Raw genomic sequence first — 15062 nt, 5'->3', positions numbered from 1 at the left:
GAGGGAGCCGTCCGAGCCCACCACCCGGTGGCACGGGACGACGATCGGCAGCGGGTTGGCGCCGTTGGCGGCGCCGACGGCCCTCGAGATCACGGGCTCGTAGCCGAGACGTCGGGCGATCTCGCCGTAGCTGGCCGTCTCCCCGAACGGGATCCGGCGCAGCTCGCCCCACACCTTGCGCTGGAACTCGGTGCCGTCGTTCGCGAGCGGCAGGTCGAAGCTCCGGCGGTCGCCCGTGAAGTACTCCTGCAGCTGCTGCTGGGCGTCGTCCAGCAGCGGGTCCGGGGCGGGACGGCCGTGCGGCTCGGCCCCGAACTCGATCGCGGTCAGGAGACCCGCGGAGCTGTGGAGGCGCAGTCCGCCGATCGGTGAGTCCATCCAACGGGTGCTCATGCTCTCGATCCTCTCGTCGTGGTCAAGGCCTGCCGTGCCAGGTGCTCGGTCCAGAGGTGCATCCCGGCGTACGAGCGCCAGGGCGCCCACCGCCTGACGTCGGCGTCGGTGGTCCCGCGGGCGTGGAGGATCCGCCGGAGCACCAGGTCCGTCTCGAGGAGCACGTCCGGATCGCCCAGCCCGCGCATGCGCACGTAGCCCACGGTCCACGGGCCGATGCCGGGCACGGCGAGCAGCGCGCGGCTGACGGCGTCGCGGTCGACGCCGCCGTCCAGCACGAGGTCACCGACGTCGACCGCACGGGCCAGGGCGACGACGGTGCGCCCGCGGGACCGGGGCATCGGCAGGGTCTCGGGATCGACCGCGGCCAGCGCCGAGGCGGTCGGGAACGCGTGGGTGAGTCCGAGCTCCTGGGCGAGGGGCAGCTCGACCGTCTCCCCGGAGGCCGCGACGAGCCGACCGATGACGGTCCGCGCGCCGCTCACCGACACCTGCTGCCCGACGACCGTGCGCACGGCCGTCTCGAACGCGTCGACCGTGCCGGGGACGCGCAGCCCAGGTCGCTCCTGCACCAGGGCGCCGAGGTCCCCGGCCCCACCATCGCTGGCACCGCCGTCCCCGGCCCCACCCTCCTCGCCGCCCAGCGCTCGATCGATCGCGACCGGGTCGGCGTCGAGGTCGAGCAGGTGCCTCAGCCGGGCGACGGCCGCCGTGAGGTCGCGCGGGTCCTGCAGCTGCACCCGGCACGCCACGTGGTCGTCGTGCAGGACGAGCTCGGCGACCGCACTGCCGTGCGGCAACGAGAGCACCCGGGCGAACCTGCGTCCCTCACCGACCTCGAGCCCGGGCACGGCGTGGTCGGCGAGGAAGCCCCCGAGCGCGTCGGCGTCGAAGGGGCGCCGGAGCGCGAGCCGCAGTCGCAGGCACTCTCCCGCCGTCGAGCCGCCGGCGCCGCGTCGGCGCATCTCGCGGGGCGAGCGGTCGTACGCGCGCCGGAAGGCGTCGTTGAACTGGCGGACCGACGCGAAGCCCGCCGCGAAGGCGACGTCGGACATGGGCATGTCGGTCGTCTCCACCAGCAGCCGCGCGGTGCGAACGCGCTGCGACTGGGCCAGCGCAAGAGGTCCCACACCGAGCTCCTGGGTGATCATGCGGTTCAGGTGCCGTTCGCTGTAGCCCAGCCGCTGCGCCAACCCCGGAACGCCCTCGCGCTCGACCACGCCGTCGCGCACCAGCCGGACCGCACGCCCCACGGCGTCGGCTCGGACATCCCACTCCGGCGACCCGGGCGAGCTGTCCGGACGGCACCGTCGGCACGCGCGGAAGCCGGCCGCCTCCGCCGCCGCGGCCGTGCGGTGGAACTCCACGTTCCGGGCGAGCGGGGTCGTCGCCGGGCAGGAGGGACGACAGTAGATGCGCGTGGTGCGCACCGCGGTGAAGAACATCCCGTCGAAGCGCTCGTCGCGCGAGCTCACCGCGCGGTAGCGCTCGTCGAAGTCCTCCATGCCGACCATCGTGCCCCGTGGGGGCAAGTACGTCTGGCGGGAATCGGACACGGCCGTGCCGTGCCGTTCCGTCGCTGGGTCAGCGTCCGCCGCGCTTCTTCCGCCGCACCATCACCGACTTGCCGTCGGCGCGCTTGACCTCGAACAGGTCGATCGCCTCGATGAGCCCGCTGAACTTCGCGTAGCCGTAGTTGCCGGGCTGGATCGAGGACTGGTTGCGGATCTGGTCGCTCACCTTGGAGAGCTGGGCCCACCCGTCGTCGTCGGCGGCCTCGTCGACGGCCGTGCGAAGCATGCGCACGAGCTGTCGGTCGCTGCGCAGCTTGGCGCCGTCCACGCGCTGGGAGGCGCGCTGCGAGGCGGGACGAGCCCGGCCGTTGGAGGCGGCCGGAGCGTCGTCCGGGGCTTCGTCCGCGTCGTCCTCGGTGTCGTCCTCGGTGTCGTCGTCCTCGCGCAGCGTCTCCAGCTTGTAGAAGGTCGAGCACGCGTTCTGGAACGCCTTGGGCGCCTTCTCCCCGCCGAAGCCGAGGACCTCGGCGCCGGACTGTCGCAAGCGCATGACGAGGGGCGTGAAGTCGGCGTCGCTCGAGACGATGGCGAAGCCGTCGGCGACGCCCGCGTGCAGGAGGTCCATGGCGTCGATGACCATGGCGATGTCGGAGGCGTTCTTGCCCTTCGTGTAGGCGAACTGCTGCACGGGGGCGATCGCGAACTCCTGCAGCCGGCCCTCCCAGCCCTTGAGGTGGGAGTTCTTCCAATCGCCGTAGGCGCGACGCACGTGCGCGTTCCCGGACTTCGCGACCTGCGAGAGGATCGCGCCGATCTTGGAGGCAGGAGCGTTGTCGGCGTCGATGAGCACGGCGATGCGAGCAGGAGGCATGGGTCCACCCTAGGGGCGCCGGCTCACGCCTCCCGCCACTCCCCTCGCCGCTCCTCGGCTGCCGAGGTCCCGGCCTGCTGCTGCGTCGCTCGACTGGGCGTTCCCGCGCTGCTGCGTCGGTGTGGCTACGTCTTCACCTGATGCTGCGTCGCTGTGGCTCCAAGACGGGTTGGTCTCCGAGAGGGCCTCGACCGGAGCGGTGGAACTTGGCCCGGCTGGGTCTGCGAGGCGCTGCTGTGCACTCGCCTGCTGCTGCGTCGCTGTGGCTCCAAGACGGGTCGGTCTCCGAGAGGGCCTCGACCGGACCGGGGGTCTCGGGTCGGCTGGGTCTGCGGGGCGCGGCCACGATTCTCCCTCTACGCGGGATCCACGCACGATTCTCCCTTCGCGTGGACCGTGCCACGCGAAGGAAGCAACGTGGCGGCGACTTTGGCCCCGTAGGGGCAGGGATTCTCCATCGTCGTGGAACGGTCCGCGAGAAGGGAGAATCCCTGCCCACCCGCCGCACGAGGCGCCCCGGCGGACGCACGATTCTGCCTTCGCGTGCAAAAACCCGAAGGATGCTGCGTTGGTGACGGGATCCCGTAGCGAACGCAGCATCCTTCGCCCTCTCACGCACGAACGCAGAACCTTGCGTCCCTCCGAGCCACGCTCCGAGAGCTCGCCCGAGCCCGGACCCGTCCGCCGGTCGAGGCCCTTTCGGAGCGCAGGTCGACTCGCAGCCACAGCGACGCAGCCGCAGGTCGAGACCCAGCAGGAGCAGCGCAGCACCGAGGAAAGACCCAGCGGCGGCAGTGCAGCCGCAAGCGACGGACCACGCGAGCCGACGTAGCCGCAGGAACGCCGCCGAGCCGAGCGACGCACCACGATGCGGTCGCAGGAACGCACGAGACCCCCCGACCAGGGGTCGAGGGGTCTGCGGTGGTGCGTGGTAGCCCCGACGGGATTCGAACCCGCGCTACCGCCTTGAGAGGGCGACGTGCTAGGCCGCTACACAACGGGGCCCCGGCCCCGAGGAGCCGTGTGAAAGAGGCTGGTCGTGCTTGCGGCACGTACAGCACCCTTTCGTACCCCGTACCGGATTCGAACCGGCGATCTCCGCCTTGAGAGGGCGGCGTCATAACCGCTAGACCAACGGGGCGCGGACCGGATCACAGACCCGGTCTTCGCTGGGGTACTAGGACTCGAACCTAGAACGACGGTACCAGAAACCGCTGTGTTGCCAATTACACCATACCCCATGGGGGTATCGAGCACCGTCCTTGCGAACGGCGTCCGAACCAGGGAGAAACCTTACCCGACGCCGATGCGCTCCCCCAAACCGGGTGCGGCCCTCCGCCTCGACGTCCGGGTCGGTCAGAGTGCCGCGCGCAGACGCTCCAGCGTGCGGGTCCGACCCAGCAGCTCGATCGACTCGAACAGGGGCGGCGAGATGCGGCTGCCGGTCACGGCCACCCGCACCGGCCCGAAGGCCAGTCGCGGCTTGAGCCCCAGGTCGTCGACCAGCGCAGCGCGCAGCGCGCCCTCGATCGTGGGCGTCGACCACTCGACGGTCGAGCCGATGGCCTCCAGCGCCGTGAGGGCGGCCTGCACCACCTCCAGGCCCTTCTCGTCGAGCTGCTTCGCACGGTCGTCCGGGTCGATCGTGAAGTCCGCCTCGTCGACGAACAGGAACCGCAGCATCGAGACGGCCTCGGTGAGCAGCCCCATCCGCTCGTGGACGAGGGGCACCGCGGCCGCCAGCATGGCGCTCTGCGCCTCCGTGGGCGGATCCTGCACGAGGCCCTCGGCCGCGAACCGCGGCACCAGCCGGGCGCGGAGGTCCTCCTCGGAGAGCAGCCGCACGTGGTCGCCGTTGATCGCCTCGCACTTCTTGAGGTCGAAGCGGGCCGGGTTGGGGTTGACGCGGGAGATCTCGAAGGCCTCGACCATCTCCTCGAGCGTGAACACGTCGCGCTCGACGCCGTCGACCGCGGGGAGCGACCAGCCCAGCAGGGCGAGGTAGTTGAGCAGCCCCTCGGGCAGGAAGCCCTGCTCCCGGTAGCCGAGGAGGTTGGACTCGGGGTCGCGCTTCGACAGCTTCTTGTTGCCCTGGCCCGTGACGTAGGGCAGGTGGCCGAAGCGCGGGACCATGCCGTGACCGAGGCCGATCTGCGCGAACGCCTCGTACATCGCGATCTGGCGGGGCGTGGAGCTGAGGATGTCCTCGCCGCGCAGCACGTGGGTGATGCCCATGAGCGCGTCGTCGGCGGGGTTCGTCAGCGTGTACAGCGGTTGACCGTTGGCGCGCACGATGACGAAGTCCTGCACGTTCTCGGCGCCGAACGTGATCGGTCCGCGGACCAGGTCGTCGAAGGTCCAGTCCTTCTGCGGCATCTTGAACCGGATGACCGGCTGCCGGCCCTCGGCCTCGTAGGCGGCCCGCTGCTCGGGCGTGAGGTCACGGTGCAGTCCGTCGTAGCCGCTGGGCCGACCGGCGGCCCGCGCCGCGTCACGACGCTGCTCCAGCTCCTCGGCGGTGTCGTAGGCCTTGTACGCCAGCCCGGCGTCGAGAAGGCGCTGCGCGACGTCGGCGTACACGTCCATCCGCTGGCTCTGACGGTACGGCCCGTTCGGGCCGCCCACCTCGACGCCCTCGTCCCAGTCGAGGCCGAGCCACCGCATCACGTCGATCAGCAGGTCGTAGGACTCCTCGCTGTCGCGGCTCGCGTCGGTGTCCTCGATGCGGAACACGAAGCGGCCACCGCGGTGGCGTGCGTACGCCCAGCTGAACAGCGCCGTGCGCGCCATGCCGACGTGCGGGTTGCCGGTCGGCGAGGGGCAGAAGCGGGCGACCACCGGCACGTCGTCGCCCACGGTCGGGACGGAAGCGGTGCTGGTCGTCTCGGGGCTGACGTCAGTCATGGGAGACCACCTGGTTGGTGAGGGTGCCGATGCCCTCGACGGTGACGCTCACCGAGTCGCCGACCTGCATCGGTCCGACGCCGTCGGGGGTGCCGGTGAGGATGACGTCGCCGGGCAGCAGCGTCATGAACGAGGAGACGTAGGCGACGATGTCGGCGACGGAGAACACCATGTCGCTGGTGCGACCGTCCTGCTTGACCTCGCCGCCGAGCTCGGTGGTGACGCGGAGGTCGGCGGGATCGAGGTTGGTCTCGATCCACGGGCCGAGCGGGCAGAAGCTGTCGAAGCCCTTGGCGCGGGCCCACTGGCCGTCCGTGCGCTGCAGGTCTCGTGCGGTGACGTCGTTGGCCACCGTGTAGCCGAAGATCACCTTGTCGACGTCCTCGGCGGGCACGTCCTTGCAGATGCGCCCGATCACCACGGCCAGCTCGCCCTCGAAGTGCACGTCCGAGCTCTGAGCCGGGTAGACGATCGGGTCACCGGGACCGACCACGCTGGTGTTGGGCTTGAGGAAGACGAGCGGCCTCTCGGGCACGTCGTTGCCCAGCTCGGCCGCGTGCGCGGCATAGTTCCTGCCGATGCCCACCACCTTGCTGCGGGGGATCACCGGCGCCAGCAGGCGCACGTCGTCGATCGCGACCTTCTGGCCCGTGAGCTCGTAGCCCGCGTACAGCGGGTCACCCTTCAGCACCGCGATCGTGGGGGTGCCGTCCTCGTCACCGACCACTCCGAAACGGGGATCGTCGTCCCCGGCGAACCTGGCTACACGCATGCCTCGACCCTACCGAGCCGGGGCAGGCGCTACTCGACCGGACGGACCGAGTCGATGACGATCGGCTCGGCCGGCGGTCCGTCGGGGGCGCCACCCTCGGCGCCGACCGAGGCGACGTCCTCGAGCGCGGCCAGGCCGTCCGCCGAGATCGTGCCGAAGACCGTGTAGTCCGGCGGGAAGTCCGAGTCGGCGAAGTTCAGGAAGAACTGCGAGCCGTTCGTGTCGGGCCCGGCGTTGGCCATCGCGACGCTGCCCGCCGGATAGGCCTCCTCCCCCGTCAGCTCGTCGGCGAAGGAGTATCCCGGCCCACCGGTCCCGGTGCCGGTCGGGTCGCCGCACTGGATGATGCCGTAGGGCACGGCCGTCGGGTCGCTGACGCGGCTGCAGGGGGCGTCGTCGAAGTAGCCCTGCTCGGCGAGCGACGTGAACGACGTGGTCGCGCACACCGGCTCGGGGAGCAGCTCGACCGGCACGTCCTGCCCGTTGATGGTGATGACGACCGAGCCCGCCGGCTCCGCGTCGTCGGCCGGCGGGTCGACCTGCTTGGCCGCACCACCGGTCTCGACCCACGAGCACCCCTCGTCGGAGGCAGCGTCCGAGGAGTCCGAGTCGTCGCCACAGGCGGCGAGACCCAGCAGCGGGACGACGGCGAGCAGGACGGCGGTTCGACGCAGGCGCATGCAGGGATCGTAGAGAACCCTCACAGCCGGGCGTGGACCGCCCGGAACCGCTCCACGACCGGGGAGTCCGGATCGGGGCCCACCTCCACGCGCACCTCGACCAGGCCGGGCGCGAGGTCGGACGGCACCGGCGCCTCGCCGATGACGACGAGGAGACCGGCCTCGGCCACGCACGGCACGACCGCTGCCGACGACGCGACGTCGGCCACGACCAGAGCGAACCGGTCGTGCCAGACCTCCGGGACGTCGGCCGCGGAGATCGGCACCACGTGCACCCGCGGCGGCGTGAAGTCGTCGGGCGTGACGGTGTCGAGCACGAACACCTCGTAGCCCAGCGTCGCGAGATGGATGGCCTCGGCCACCGCGTCGTCGGCGGCCACCAGGGCCGCGAGCCCGTCGCCGGCCACGCCGGCCGTGGTGGTCCAGTCCGTGAGCAGGCGCCGAGGTGGTGCCTTGGGTCCGCGCACGGGTGCGCCCCCGCCCGTGCTCGTGCCGCCCGTCTCCATGCCGCCCCTCTCCATGCCGTCCGTGCTCATGCCGAACCGAACCGACGCTGGCGACCTGCGTACTCCTCGACCGCGGCCCACAGGGCCAGCCGGTCGACGTCGGGCCAGGCGATGTCGGAGAACACCAGCTCGGCGTAGGCCGACTGCCACGGCAGGAAGTTGCTCGTGCGCTGCTCGCCCGACGTGCGCCAGAACAGGTCGACGTCGGGCAGGTCCGGCTCGTCGAGGTAGCGGGCGAAGGTGCGCTCGGTGACGCGGTCGGGGTCGACCTTGCCCGCCTTGACGTCGCGGGCGAGTGCCGCGGCGGCGTCGGCGATCTCGGCCCGGCCGCCGTAGTTGACGCACATGGTGAGGCTCAGGACGTCGTTGTGCCGCGTGAGGCGCTCGGCCGTCTCGAGCTCGTTGATGACGCTGCGCCACAGCCGGCGAGGACGACCCGCCCAGCGGACCCGCACCCCCAGGGCGTGCATCTCGTCGCGGCGACGGTGCACCACGTCGCGGTTGAACCCCATGAGGAAGCGGACCTCCTCGGGCGAGCGCTTCCAGTTCTCGGTGGAGAAGGCGTAGACGCTCACGGCCTCGATCCCGACCTCGATCGCGCCCTTGACGACGTCGAGCAGGGCGAACTCGCCACGCTTGTGACCCTCCGTGCGCGGCAGGCCGCGTTCCTTGGCCCACCGCCCGTTGCCGTCCATGACCACCGCGACGTGGCGGGGCACCTGGTGCGGCTCGAGCTGGGGCGGGCGGGCACCCGACGGGTGCGGTTCCGGCGCGCGCGGCTCGGGGCGGCCGCGGGCAGGACGGGCGGGTGCGGGGCTCATGACTCCTGGCCGGGTTCGGGGTGGCTCAACGGTCGACGTGCCCCATGGAGCGCAGTCCGCGCTCCAGGTGCCACGACAGGTACGCGTTGACGATACCGGCGGCCTCGCGGCGGGTGCGGTCGTCGGCCTCGGCGACCACCGGCCAGTCACCCGCGAGCAGCGCGGCCAGGAGCGTGACGGCGAAGGGCGAGGGTGCCGACGACCCGGGCAGGCGGCAGCCGTCGCACAGCATGCCGCCGGAGGGGACGTGCAGGTTGCGGTGCGGTCCCTCGAGCCCGCACCGGGCGCAGCCGGAGAAGCTGGGGGCGTAGCCGGCCACCGCGAGCGCCCGCAGCTGGTAGGAGTCGAGCAGCGTGCTCGGCGGCTGACGCCGCGTCGAGAGAGCGGCCAGCGCGCCGACGAGCAGCTGGTACTGCTGCACGGCCGGCTCACCGTCGTGCGTGACGAGGCGCTCGGCGGTCTCGAGGATCGCCGTGCCCGCCGTGTAGGCCGGGTAGTCGAGACCGAGGTCGCGGGCGTAGGCACCGAGCGTCTCGACCTGCACGATCGTGTCGAGGGTGCGCCCCTCCGCGAGCTGGAGGTCGACGTGCATGAACGGCTCGAGCCGGCCGCCGAACCGCGACGACGTCTTGCGCACCCCCCGGGCGGCCGCGCGGACGAGACCGCGCTGACGGGTGAGCAGCGTGATGATGCGATCGGCCTCGCCCAGCTTGTGGGTGCGCAGCACCACACCCTGGTCGCGATAGAGGCTCACTGCACCATCATGCCTGGCCGTGCCGACGGTTCGGGGCCGGCGAGGCCGTCAGTCCAGGCAGAACTCGTTGCCCTCGGGGTCGGCCATCGTGATGAACCCGGCCTCCATGTCGCCGTCGGGCTCGACGCGGTAGAGCTCGCGGGCGCCGAGACCCTGCAGGCGCTTCGACTCGGCCTGCAGCGCGGCCATCCGCTCCTCGCCCTCCAGACCCGGCGCGGCCCTGACGTCGAGGTGGACGCGGTTCTTGACCGCCTTGCCCTCCGGGACCCTCTGGAAGAAGACCCGCGGACCGACGCCGGCGGGGTCGACCACCGCGGACCGCGAGTCGCGCTCGGACTCCGGCACGCCGAACGCGTCGAGGGCCTGCTCCCACGACGCGAAGGGCGGTGGTGGGGGCTGCACCTGGTAGCCGAGCACCTCGGCCCAGAAGACGGCGAGGGCACCCGGCCCGGCACAGTCGATGGTGACCTGCACGTCTCGGCTCATGGCTCGAGCATGCCCCCGCCCACCGACACGGTCCACGGACGGTGCCACGATGCCGACGTGGAGGTCCTGGGGGTCGACGGCTGCCGAGGCGGCTGGATCGGGGTGCGCTGGAGCGACGACGACGTCGTGCTGGTCCTCGTCGCGCCCACGATCGGCGAGCTGGTCGGCGCGGCGGGACCGGTCGACGTCGTGGGGATCGACATCCCGCTGGAGCTGCCCGAGACGGAGGGGCGCGCAGCGGAGCGGGAGGCACGCCGACGTCTGCCAGGTCGGGCGTCCACGGTGTTCAACTCCCCGGCGGCCTCCGCCGTCGACGCCACGGAGTACGCCGAGGCGAACCGGCTGAACCGCGAGGCCACGGGCCTGGGCCTGAGCCGCCAGTCGTTCGGCCTCTTCCCCGCCATCCGCGACGTGCGCGACTGGCTGGCCACCGATCCCGACGTCCCCGTGCACGAGGTGCACCCGGAGTCGAGCTTCGCCGAGCTGGCGGGCGAGCCGCTGGTGGAGCGCAAGAAGCTCGCCGAGGGGGCGGCCCGACGTCGCGCACTCCTGCGCTCCGAGGGCATCGAGCTCCCCACGAGCCCGCCACGCGGAGCCGCCCTCGACGACCTGCTCGACGCCGGCGCCGCCGCGTGGACGGCACGCCGCATCGCCCGCGGCACGGCGCTGCGCCTCCCCGAGGACCCCGCCGACGGCGCCCCCATCTGGGTCTGACCCGCCCCGTTCCGCGTTCTGACCCCTTCGTGTCGATCGACGACGCCAGGACCGACGCGAAGGCGTCAGGACGCAGGGGCGAGCACGAGTCGGGGACGGAGACGTCGACGCGGCCATCGATCCGTGCGAAGGTGTCTGCGAGCACGCCGCAGGACCACGTCTCGGGAGGGCATCGATGGACGACGACACCCAGGTGATTCCGCAGCCGGAGCCGCAGGGCGGACCGAAGCAGCCACCACGGACGTGGGTCGTCGTGGCCCTCACGCTCGGCGCCGTCCTGGTGATCGGAGGCGCCGTGGCCGCGGGGTTCGCGTTCGGGCGCTCGTCCGACGGCGACACCGCCACGACACCCTCCGCAGCCGGCGGGTCCGCCCCCTCGAGCGAGGCACCGGCGGACCAGGACGCAGCGACAGGCGGCCTCGACGCGTGCCTCGTCGGCACCTGGCGCACCACCGAGCACACCGAGACGGTCGACACCGAGCAGGGGAAGTTCACCATCTCCGACGTGAAGCGCACGCTCGAGATCACCGAGGACGGCACCGAGACGGTCACCTACGACGGCACGCCCGCCACGCTCGCCCTGGAGGCCGCGGGCGGCGAGGCGATCTTCGAGGGCACCGTCACCTACGACGTGAGCACGAGCGGCGACACGATGAGCTTCGTGCTCGGCGACGTCGACGGCAGCCTCACGGTGCGCCTGGCCGACGGCAAGGAGAGCGAGCAGGAGCTGCAGCCCGGCAGCGGCCCCGTGCAGTACACGTGCAGCGAGGACTCGTTCACCCAGACCGCGACCGGCTACAAGTCCGTCATGGAGCGCGTCGAGTAGCTGCCCCGGCCTCCGCCCTCTCGCGCTCGTAGAGCGCGTAGGGGTCGTGCAGCTCGCGGCCGAGCGCCTCCTGCATCCAGGCGGCGTCACGCAACGAGGCGCGGCGGCGTGCGTCGGCCGTGCCGTCGGACGTCAGGTTGGAGGCGAAGATGCCGGCGGCGGACTTCGGCAGGAAGTCTTCGTAGACGATCGGCTGGAGCCGGCCCGCGTGGTTGCGCGTGTAGTAGGCCAGACCGGCGCGGTGGAGGTCCTCGTCCGTGGTCGGGAAGGCCCGGAAGCCCCTCCCGTCGTAGAGGTTGCGGCCGGCAGGCGTCAGGGCCACGCCGCGCGCCTCGACCTCGCCGAACCTGACGCGCAGTCGTCCCTCCACCACCGAGCCGTCGGCCTCGCGGAAGCGCCGCGGCTCGTCGAGCGCCCGGAACGACGTCTGACGCAGCAGCACGTCGACGCCCCGCCCCGACTCCACCCTCGGCGGGCCCTGGATGCGGTCGATCATCTCGACGCCCAGCTCGCCCATGCGCGCGTAGAGCGCGTCGATGTCGAGCACGCGCGGGGTGAGGTGGTTGATGTGGGTGGACGTGACCCCGCCGATGTCGGCCGCGACGCTCGAGATCGACTCGAGGTGCTCGTACCAGGTGCGGTCGACCGGCTCGTCGGACAGCGCGAAGGACGCGGTGGCCAGCTCGAGGAAGCGGTCGGCCTGGTCGTGGGACAGCTCGTGCTCGCTCTCCATGCGGTCGGCGAGGTCGAGCAGCTCGTCGGGGAACAGCGTGCGCGCGTCGAGGAACTCCCGCAGCTGCGCCTCGGTGCGCTCGTCGAAGAAGCGCCGGTCGTCGACCACCAGCACCGAGGTGAACACGCGGAAAGGGTTCTCCGCGAGCTCGAGGCGCGAGGTGGGACGAAACGCGGTGCTCACGACGGGGATCGGCGGGGTGGCCTCGCGCAGGTCGTAGAACCCCACGGGGTACATGCCGCACGCGCCGAAGACCCGGCCCACCTGGGCGAGCTCGGCGGCCGTGCCCACCCGGATGGCGCCGTGCCGCTCGGCCGTGACGCGCTGGATGGAGCCGAGCCGCTCGGCGTCCTCGCCGCGCCGCTCGAGCACCTCGGCGTTCACCTGCTCGCAGGCCTCGACCAATGTCGTGTACGCGGGCACCTCCGAGCCGTAGAGCTCCGAGAGGGACCGGGCGAACCGCGCTCGCAGCTCGGTGGGACCCACCCCACTCACACGAACTCCACGCCCTGGGCGAGCGGGAGCTCGGTGGAGTAGTTGACCGTGTTCGTCGCGCGGCGCATGTAGGCGCGCCACGCGTCCGAGCCGGACTCGCGTCCGCCGCCGGTGTCCTTCTCGCCTCCGAAGGCGCCACCGATCTCGGCGCCGGAGGGCCCGATGTTGACGTTGGCGATGCCGCAGTCGGACCCGACGGCCGAGAGGAACGTCTCGGCCTCACGGACGTCGAGGGTGAAGATCGACGACGACAACCCCTGGGTGACGTCGTTGTGCAGGACCAGCGCCTCCTCGAACGTCTCGTAGCCGAGGACGTAGAGGATCGGCGCGAACGTCTCCTCCTTCACCACGTCGCTCTGGGCGGGCATGTCGATGATCGCGGGCTGCACGTAGTAGCCACCGCCGGTCGCGTCGCTGGCCGCGACGTCCTGCCCACCACCGGTCACGAGGGTGCCGCCGTCGCTCTGGGCCCGGGAGATCGCGTCGCCGAACGCACGGAACGACGTCTCGTCCACGAGCGGCCCGACGAGCGTCGACGGCTCCAGCGGCGACCCGATCGGCAGCGTGCCGTAGGCCTTGGCGAGGCGCTCGACGAGCTCGTCCTTGATGCTGTGGTGCACGATCACGCGGCGCAGCGACGTGCACCGCTGGCCGGCCGTGCCCACGGCGGAGAACACGATCCCACGCACGGCGAGGTCGAGGTCGGCGCTGGGCGCGACGATCGCGGCGTTGTTGCCGCCGAGCTCGAGCAGCGTGCGGCCCAGGCGTGCGGCGACCCGCGGTGCGACCTCCTTGCCCATGCGGGTGGAACCGGTGGCCGAGACGAGCGGCACGCGCGGGTCGTCCACGAGCGCCTCCCCCACCTCCCGGGCACCGAGGACGACCTGCGACAGGTGCTCCGGCGCACCCGTGCGACGCGCGGCCTCGGCGGCCAGCGCCTGGCACGCGAGCGCCGTCAGCAAGGTCTTCTCCGAGGGCTTCCACACCACGGCGTCACCGCACACGAACGCGAGCGCCGCGTTCCACGACCAGACCGCCACCGGGAAGTTGAAGGCGCTGATGACGCCGACGACGCCCAGCGGGTGCCACTGCTCCATCATCCGGTGACCCGGACGCTCCGTCGCGATCGTCAGGCCGTGCAGCTGGCGGGACAGCCCGACCGCGAGGTCGCAGATGTCGATCATCTCCTGCACCTCGCCCAGGCCCTCGCTCAGGATCTTCCCGGCCTCGATGCTCACCAGGGCGCCGAGGTCGTCCTTGTGCTCACGGAGCAGCTCGCCCAGCTCACGGACGAACGCGCCACGCACCGGTGCGGGCACCGTGCGCCACTGCAGGAACGCCTCGTGGGCACGACTCACCGCGTCGGCCACGTCGGCGGCGGAGTGAGCGGCGAGCCGACCCATCTCGTGACCGTCGATCGGCGACGTCGCCGACAGGTCACCCGCGGCGTCGAAGGGATCACCGGCGCCGAGGCGCTGGAGGATGTCGAGGGCACGCGTGCTGACGTCGGTCATGCCGGGGAGACCTTTCCGTGGGAGGCGAAGAGCTGGCCGGAGGTGGTGGCGAAGAGGTCGGTCAGGCGGATGTCCTCCTGGGCGACGAAGCCGGCGTGCGGCAGCACGCCGTCGGCGACGAGCTCGACCACCGAGACCGCGGAGGCGGCCGTGGTCCAGCTGATGGCACGCCAGGTGCGGCCGTCGATCTCGATGGGCAGGTAGCCGCGGACGTAGTTCTCGCGGAAGGGTTGACCGGCCTTGGTGCCCTCGACCGCGGCGTGCAGGTAGACGATGTCGTCGTTCACCGGAGGCTTGGCGTCGACGAGGATGCGGCCGACCTCCTCGCGACGCTCACGCAGGTTGAGCTCGTCGAACAGGAAGTGCATCTGGCGGAAGTGGCCGGGGTAGCGCAGCGTCTTGTAGTCGAGGCGGCTCACGCGCCCCTCGTAGGTCTGGCACATGGTGCCGAGACCACCAGAGGTGAGCGCCGCCTCCAGCTCGATGCCGGCGATGAACACGCGCTCCTTCTCGGTCATCGCGGGCACCATCTGGCGACGGCCCGAGCGCAGCACCTCGCAGTCGTTGAGGTACTCGTTCACCACGCCCTCGGCCGACCAGTTGAAGGCGTAGCCGAGCAGCCCCGTGGGGTTCTGCGGCAGGGCGCCGACCTTGAGCTCGATGTTGCGGATCTGCTCGAAGCCCTCGGCGAGCGAGGCACCGACGATGCCGATGAGACCGGGGGCGAGGCCGCACTGCGGCACGAACGCCGACTCCGGACGCTTGGCGCTCAGCTCGACCACCCGGTTGGTGGTGGGCACGTCCTCGGTGAGGTCGAAGTAGTGGGTCCCGGTGTCGTACGCGGCCTCGGCCACGGCGATGTTGAGGTGGTAGGGCAAACAGGAGACGACGGCGTCGACGTCGGTGAGGGCCTTGCGCACGGCCGTGGTGTCGGAGACGTCGACGGCGTGCGACGCGAAGTGCAGGTCGTCGCGCGGCGCTGCGTCGTACCCGACGACGGAGAACTGGGCGCGGACCAGGAGGTCGGCGACGAGCTCGCCGACCTTCCCCAGTCCGAACACCGCGACGGTGTTGATGGA

Annotated in this window: 15 protein-coding genes and 3 tRNA genes; 2 read left to right on the top strand and 16 right to left on the bottom strand. The window is 71.8% G+C overall.

The window, feature by feature from the left end; all coding sequences use genetic code 11:
• The 13 genes from ASF38_RS11365 to ASF38_RS11305 all read right to left on the bottom strand — a co-directional run.
• Nucleotides 1-393, bottom strand: a 393-nt coding sequence (locus ASF38_RS11365) for a methylated-DNA--[protein]-cysteine S-methyltransferase (protein WP_056576142.1), incomplete at its 3' end; no start/stop codon positions are given.
• The gene (locus ASF38_RS11360; RefSeq protein ID WP_156366902.1) at nt 390-1898 is read right to left on the bottom strand and encodes an Ada metal-binding domain-containing protein; all 1509 of its coding nucleotides are present in this window, start codon (nt 1896-1898) and stop codon (nt 390-392) included. The genes ASF38_RS11360 and ASF38_RS11365, both read right to left, overlap by 4 nt.
• 79 nt (nt 1899-1977) lie before the next feature.
• On the bottom strand, nt 1978-2778 hold the full coding sequence (locus tag ASF38_RS11355; RefSeq protein WP_055965385.1) for an NYN domain-containing protein: 801 nt from the start codon (nt 2776-2778) through the stop codon (nt 1978-1980).
• Between the two features lie 929 nt (nt 2779-3707).
• Nucleotides 3708-3783 (bottom strand) — tRNA-Glu (locus ASF38_RS11350).
• A 63-nt stretch (nt 3784-3846) separates the two neighbouring features.
• Nucleotides 3847-3919: transfer RNA gene (locus ASF38_RS11345), tRNA-Glu, on the bottom strand.
• Between the two features lie 28 nt (nt 3920-3947).
• A tRNA-Gln gene (locus ASF38_RS11340) sits at nt 3948-4019 on the bottom strand.
• A 115-nt stretch (nt 4020-4134) separates the two neighbouring features.
• Complete coding sequence (gene gltX / locus ASF38_RS11335) at nt 4135-5682, bottom strand: glutamate--tRNA ligase (protein WP_056576136.1); 1548 nt, start codon at nt 5680-5682, stop codon at nt 4135-4137.
• Complete coding sequence (locus ASF38_RS11330; protein WP_055965380.1) at nt 5675-6454, bottom strand: fumarylacetoacetate hydrolase family protein; 780 nt, start codon at nt 6452-6454, stop codon at nt 5675-5677. The genes gltX and ASF38_RS11330 overlap by 8 nt, the downstream gene beginning before the upstream one ends.
• A 29-nt stretch (nt 6455-6483) precedes the next feature.
• Nucleotides 6484-7134: a peptidylprolyl isomerase gene (locus ASF38_RS11325; protein ID WP_055965377.1), complete on the bottom strand. Its 651-nt coding sequence runs from the start codon at nt 7132-7134 to the stop codon at nt 6484-6486.
• A gap of 20 nt (nt 7135-7154) precedes the next feature.
• A complete protein-coding gene (locus ASF38_RS11320; RefSeq protein WP_056576130.1) occupies nt 7155-7670 on the bottom strand; it encodes a hypothetical protein in 516 nt (171 codons plus the stop codon).
• Nucleotides 7667-8461: an isoprenyl transferase gene (locus ASF38_RS11315; RefSeq protein ID WP_055965372.1), complete on the bottom strand. Its 795-nt coding sequence runs from the start codon at nt 8459-8461 to the stop codon at nt 7667-7669. Before ASF38_RS11315 ends, ASF38_RS11320 begins: the two co-directional genes overlap by 4 nt.
• 25 nt (nt 8462-8486) lie before the next feature.
• On the bottom strand, nt 8487-9215 hold the full coding sequence (gene recO, locus ASF38_RS11310; protein WP_055965369.1) for a DNA repair protein RecO: 729 nt from the start codon (nt 9213-9215) through the stop codon (nt 8487-8489).
• A gap of 48 nt (nt 9216-9263) precedes the next feature.
• Entirely contained in the window at nt 9264-9701 is a 438-nt protein-coding gene (locus ASF38_RS11305) for a VOC family protein (RefSeq protein ID WP_056576126.1), read from the bottom strand.
• Between the two features lie 57 nt (nt 9702-9758).
• On the opposite strand from ASF38_RS11305, the gene ASF38_RS11300 reads away from it, so the two are divergent.
• The gene (locus ASF38_RS11300) at nt 9759-10415 is read left to right on the top strand and encodes a DUF429 domain-containing protein (RefSeq protein ID WP_162237351.1); all 657 of its coding nucleotides are present in this window, start codon (nt 9759-9761) and stop codon (nt 10413-10415) included.
• 175 nt (nt 10416-10590) lie between these two features.
• Nucleotides 10591-11241: a hypothetical protein gene (locus tag ASF38_RS11295; RefSeq protein WP_055965360.1), complete on the top strand. Its 651-nt coding sequence runs from the start codon at nt 10591-10593 to the stop codon at nt 11239-11241.
• Here the strand turns inward: ASF38_RS11295 and ASF38_RS11290 are convergent.
• From ASF38_RS11290 to ASF38_RS11280, 3 genes are all read right to left on the bottom strand, one after another.
• The gene (locus tag ASF38_RS11290; RefSeq protein ID WP_056576123.1) at nt 11222-12460 is read right to left on the bottom strand and encodes a VOC family protein; all 1239 of its coding nucleotides are present in this window, start codon (nt 12458-12460) and stop codon (nt 11222-11224) included. The two genes, ASF38_RS11295 and ASF38_RS11290, sit on opposite strands and share 20 nt — an antisense overlap.
• Before the next feature lie 5 nt (nt 12461-12465).
• Entirely contained in the window at nt 12466-13983 is a 1518-nt protein-coding gene (locus ASF38_RS11285; RefSeq protein WP_056576120.1) for an aldehyde dehydrogenase family protein, read from the bottom strand.
• Nucleotides 13980-15062 (bottom strand): saccharopine dehydrogenase C-terminal domain-containing protein (locus ASF38_RS11280; protein WP_200914506.1); only part of this gene is annotated, 1083 nt, incomplete at its 5' end. The genes ASF38_RS11285 and ASF38_RS11280, both read right to left, overlap by 4 nt.

The organism is Aeromicrobium sp. Leaf272 (assembly GCF_001422865.1).
In the GTDB taxonomy this organism is placed as follows: Bacteria; Actinomycetota; Actinomycetes; order Propionibacteriales; family Nocardioidaceae; genus Aeromicrobium.
This window is presented reverse-complemented; position numbering and strand designations above follow the sequence as displayed.

Coding starts and splice junctions, on each gene's coding strand:
- ASF38_RS11360 (WP_156366902.1), bottom strand. CDS start 1,898: ATGGAGGACTTCGACGAGCGCTACCGCGCGGTGAGCTCGCGCGACGAG.
- ASF38_RS11355 (WP_055965385.1), bottom strand. CDS start 2,778: ATGCCTCCTGCTCGCATCGCCGTGCTCATCGACGCCGACAACGCTCCT.
- gltX (WP_056576136.1), bottom strand. CDS start 5,682: ATGACTGACGTCAGCCCCGAGACGACCAGCACCGCTTCCGTCCCGACC.
- ASF38_RS11330 (WP_055965380.1), bottom strand. CDS start 6,454: ATGCGTGTAGCCAGGTTCGCCGGGGACGACGATCCCCGTTTCGGAGTG.
- ASF38_RS11325 (WP_055965377.1), bottom strand. CDS start 7,134: ATGCGCCTGCGTCGAACCGCCGTCCTGCTCGCCGTCGTCCCGCTGCTG.
- ASF38_RS11320 (WP_056576130.1), bottom strand. CDS start 7,670: ATGAGCACGGACGGCATGGAGAGGGGCGGCATGGAGACGGGCGGCACG.
- ASF38_RS11315 (WP_055965372.1), bottom strand. CDS start 8,461: ATGAGCCCCGCACCCGCCCGTCCTGCCCGCGGCCGCCCCGAGCCGCGC.
- ASF38_RS11305 (WP_056576126.1), bottom strand. CDS start 9,701: ATGAGCCGAGACGTGCAGGTCACCATCGACTGTGCCGGGCCGGGTGCC.
- ASF38_RS11295 (WP_055965360.1), top strand. CDS start 10,591: ATGGACGACGACACCCAGGTGATTCCGCAGCCGGAGCCGCAGGGCGGA.
- ASF38_RS11285 (WP_056576120.1), bottom strand. CDS start 13,983: ATGACCGACGTCAGCACGCGTGCCCTCGACATCCTCCAGCGCCTCGGC.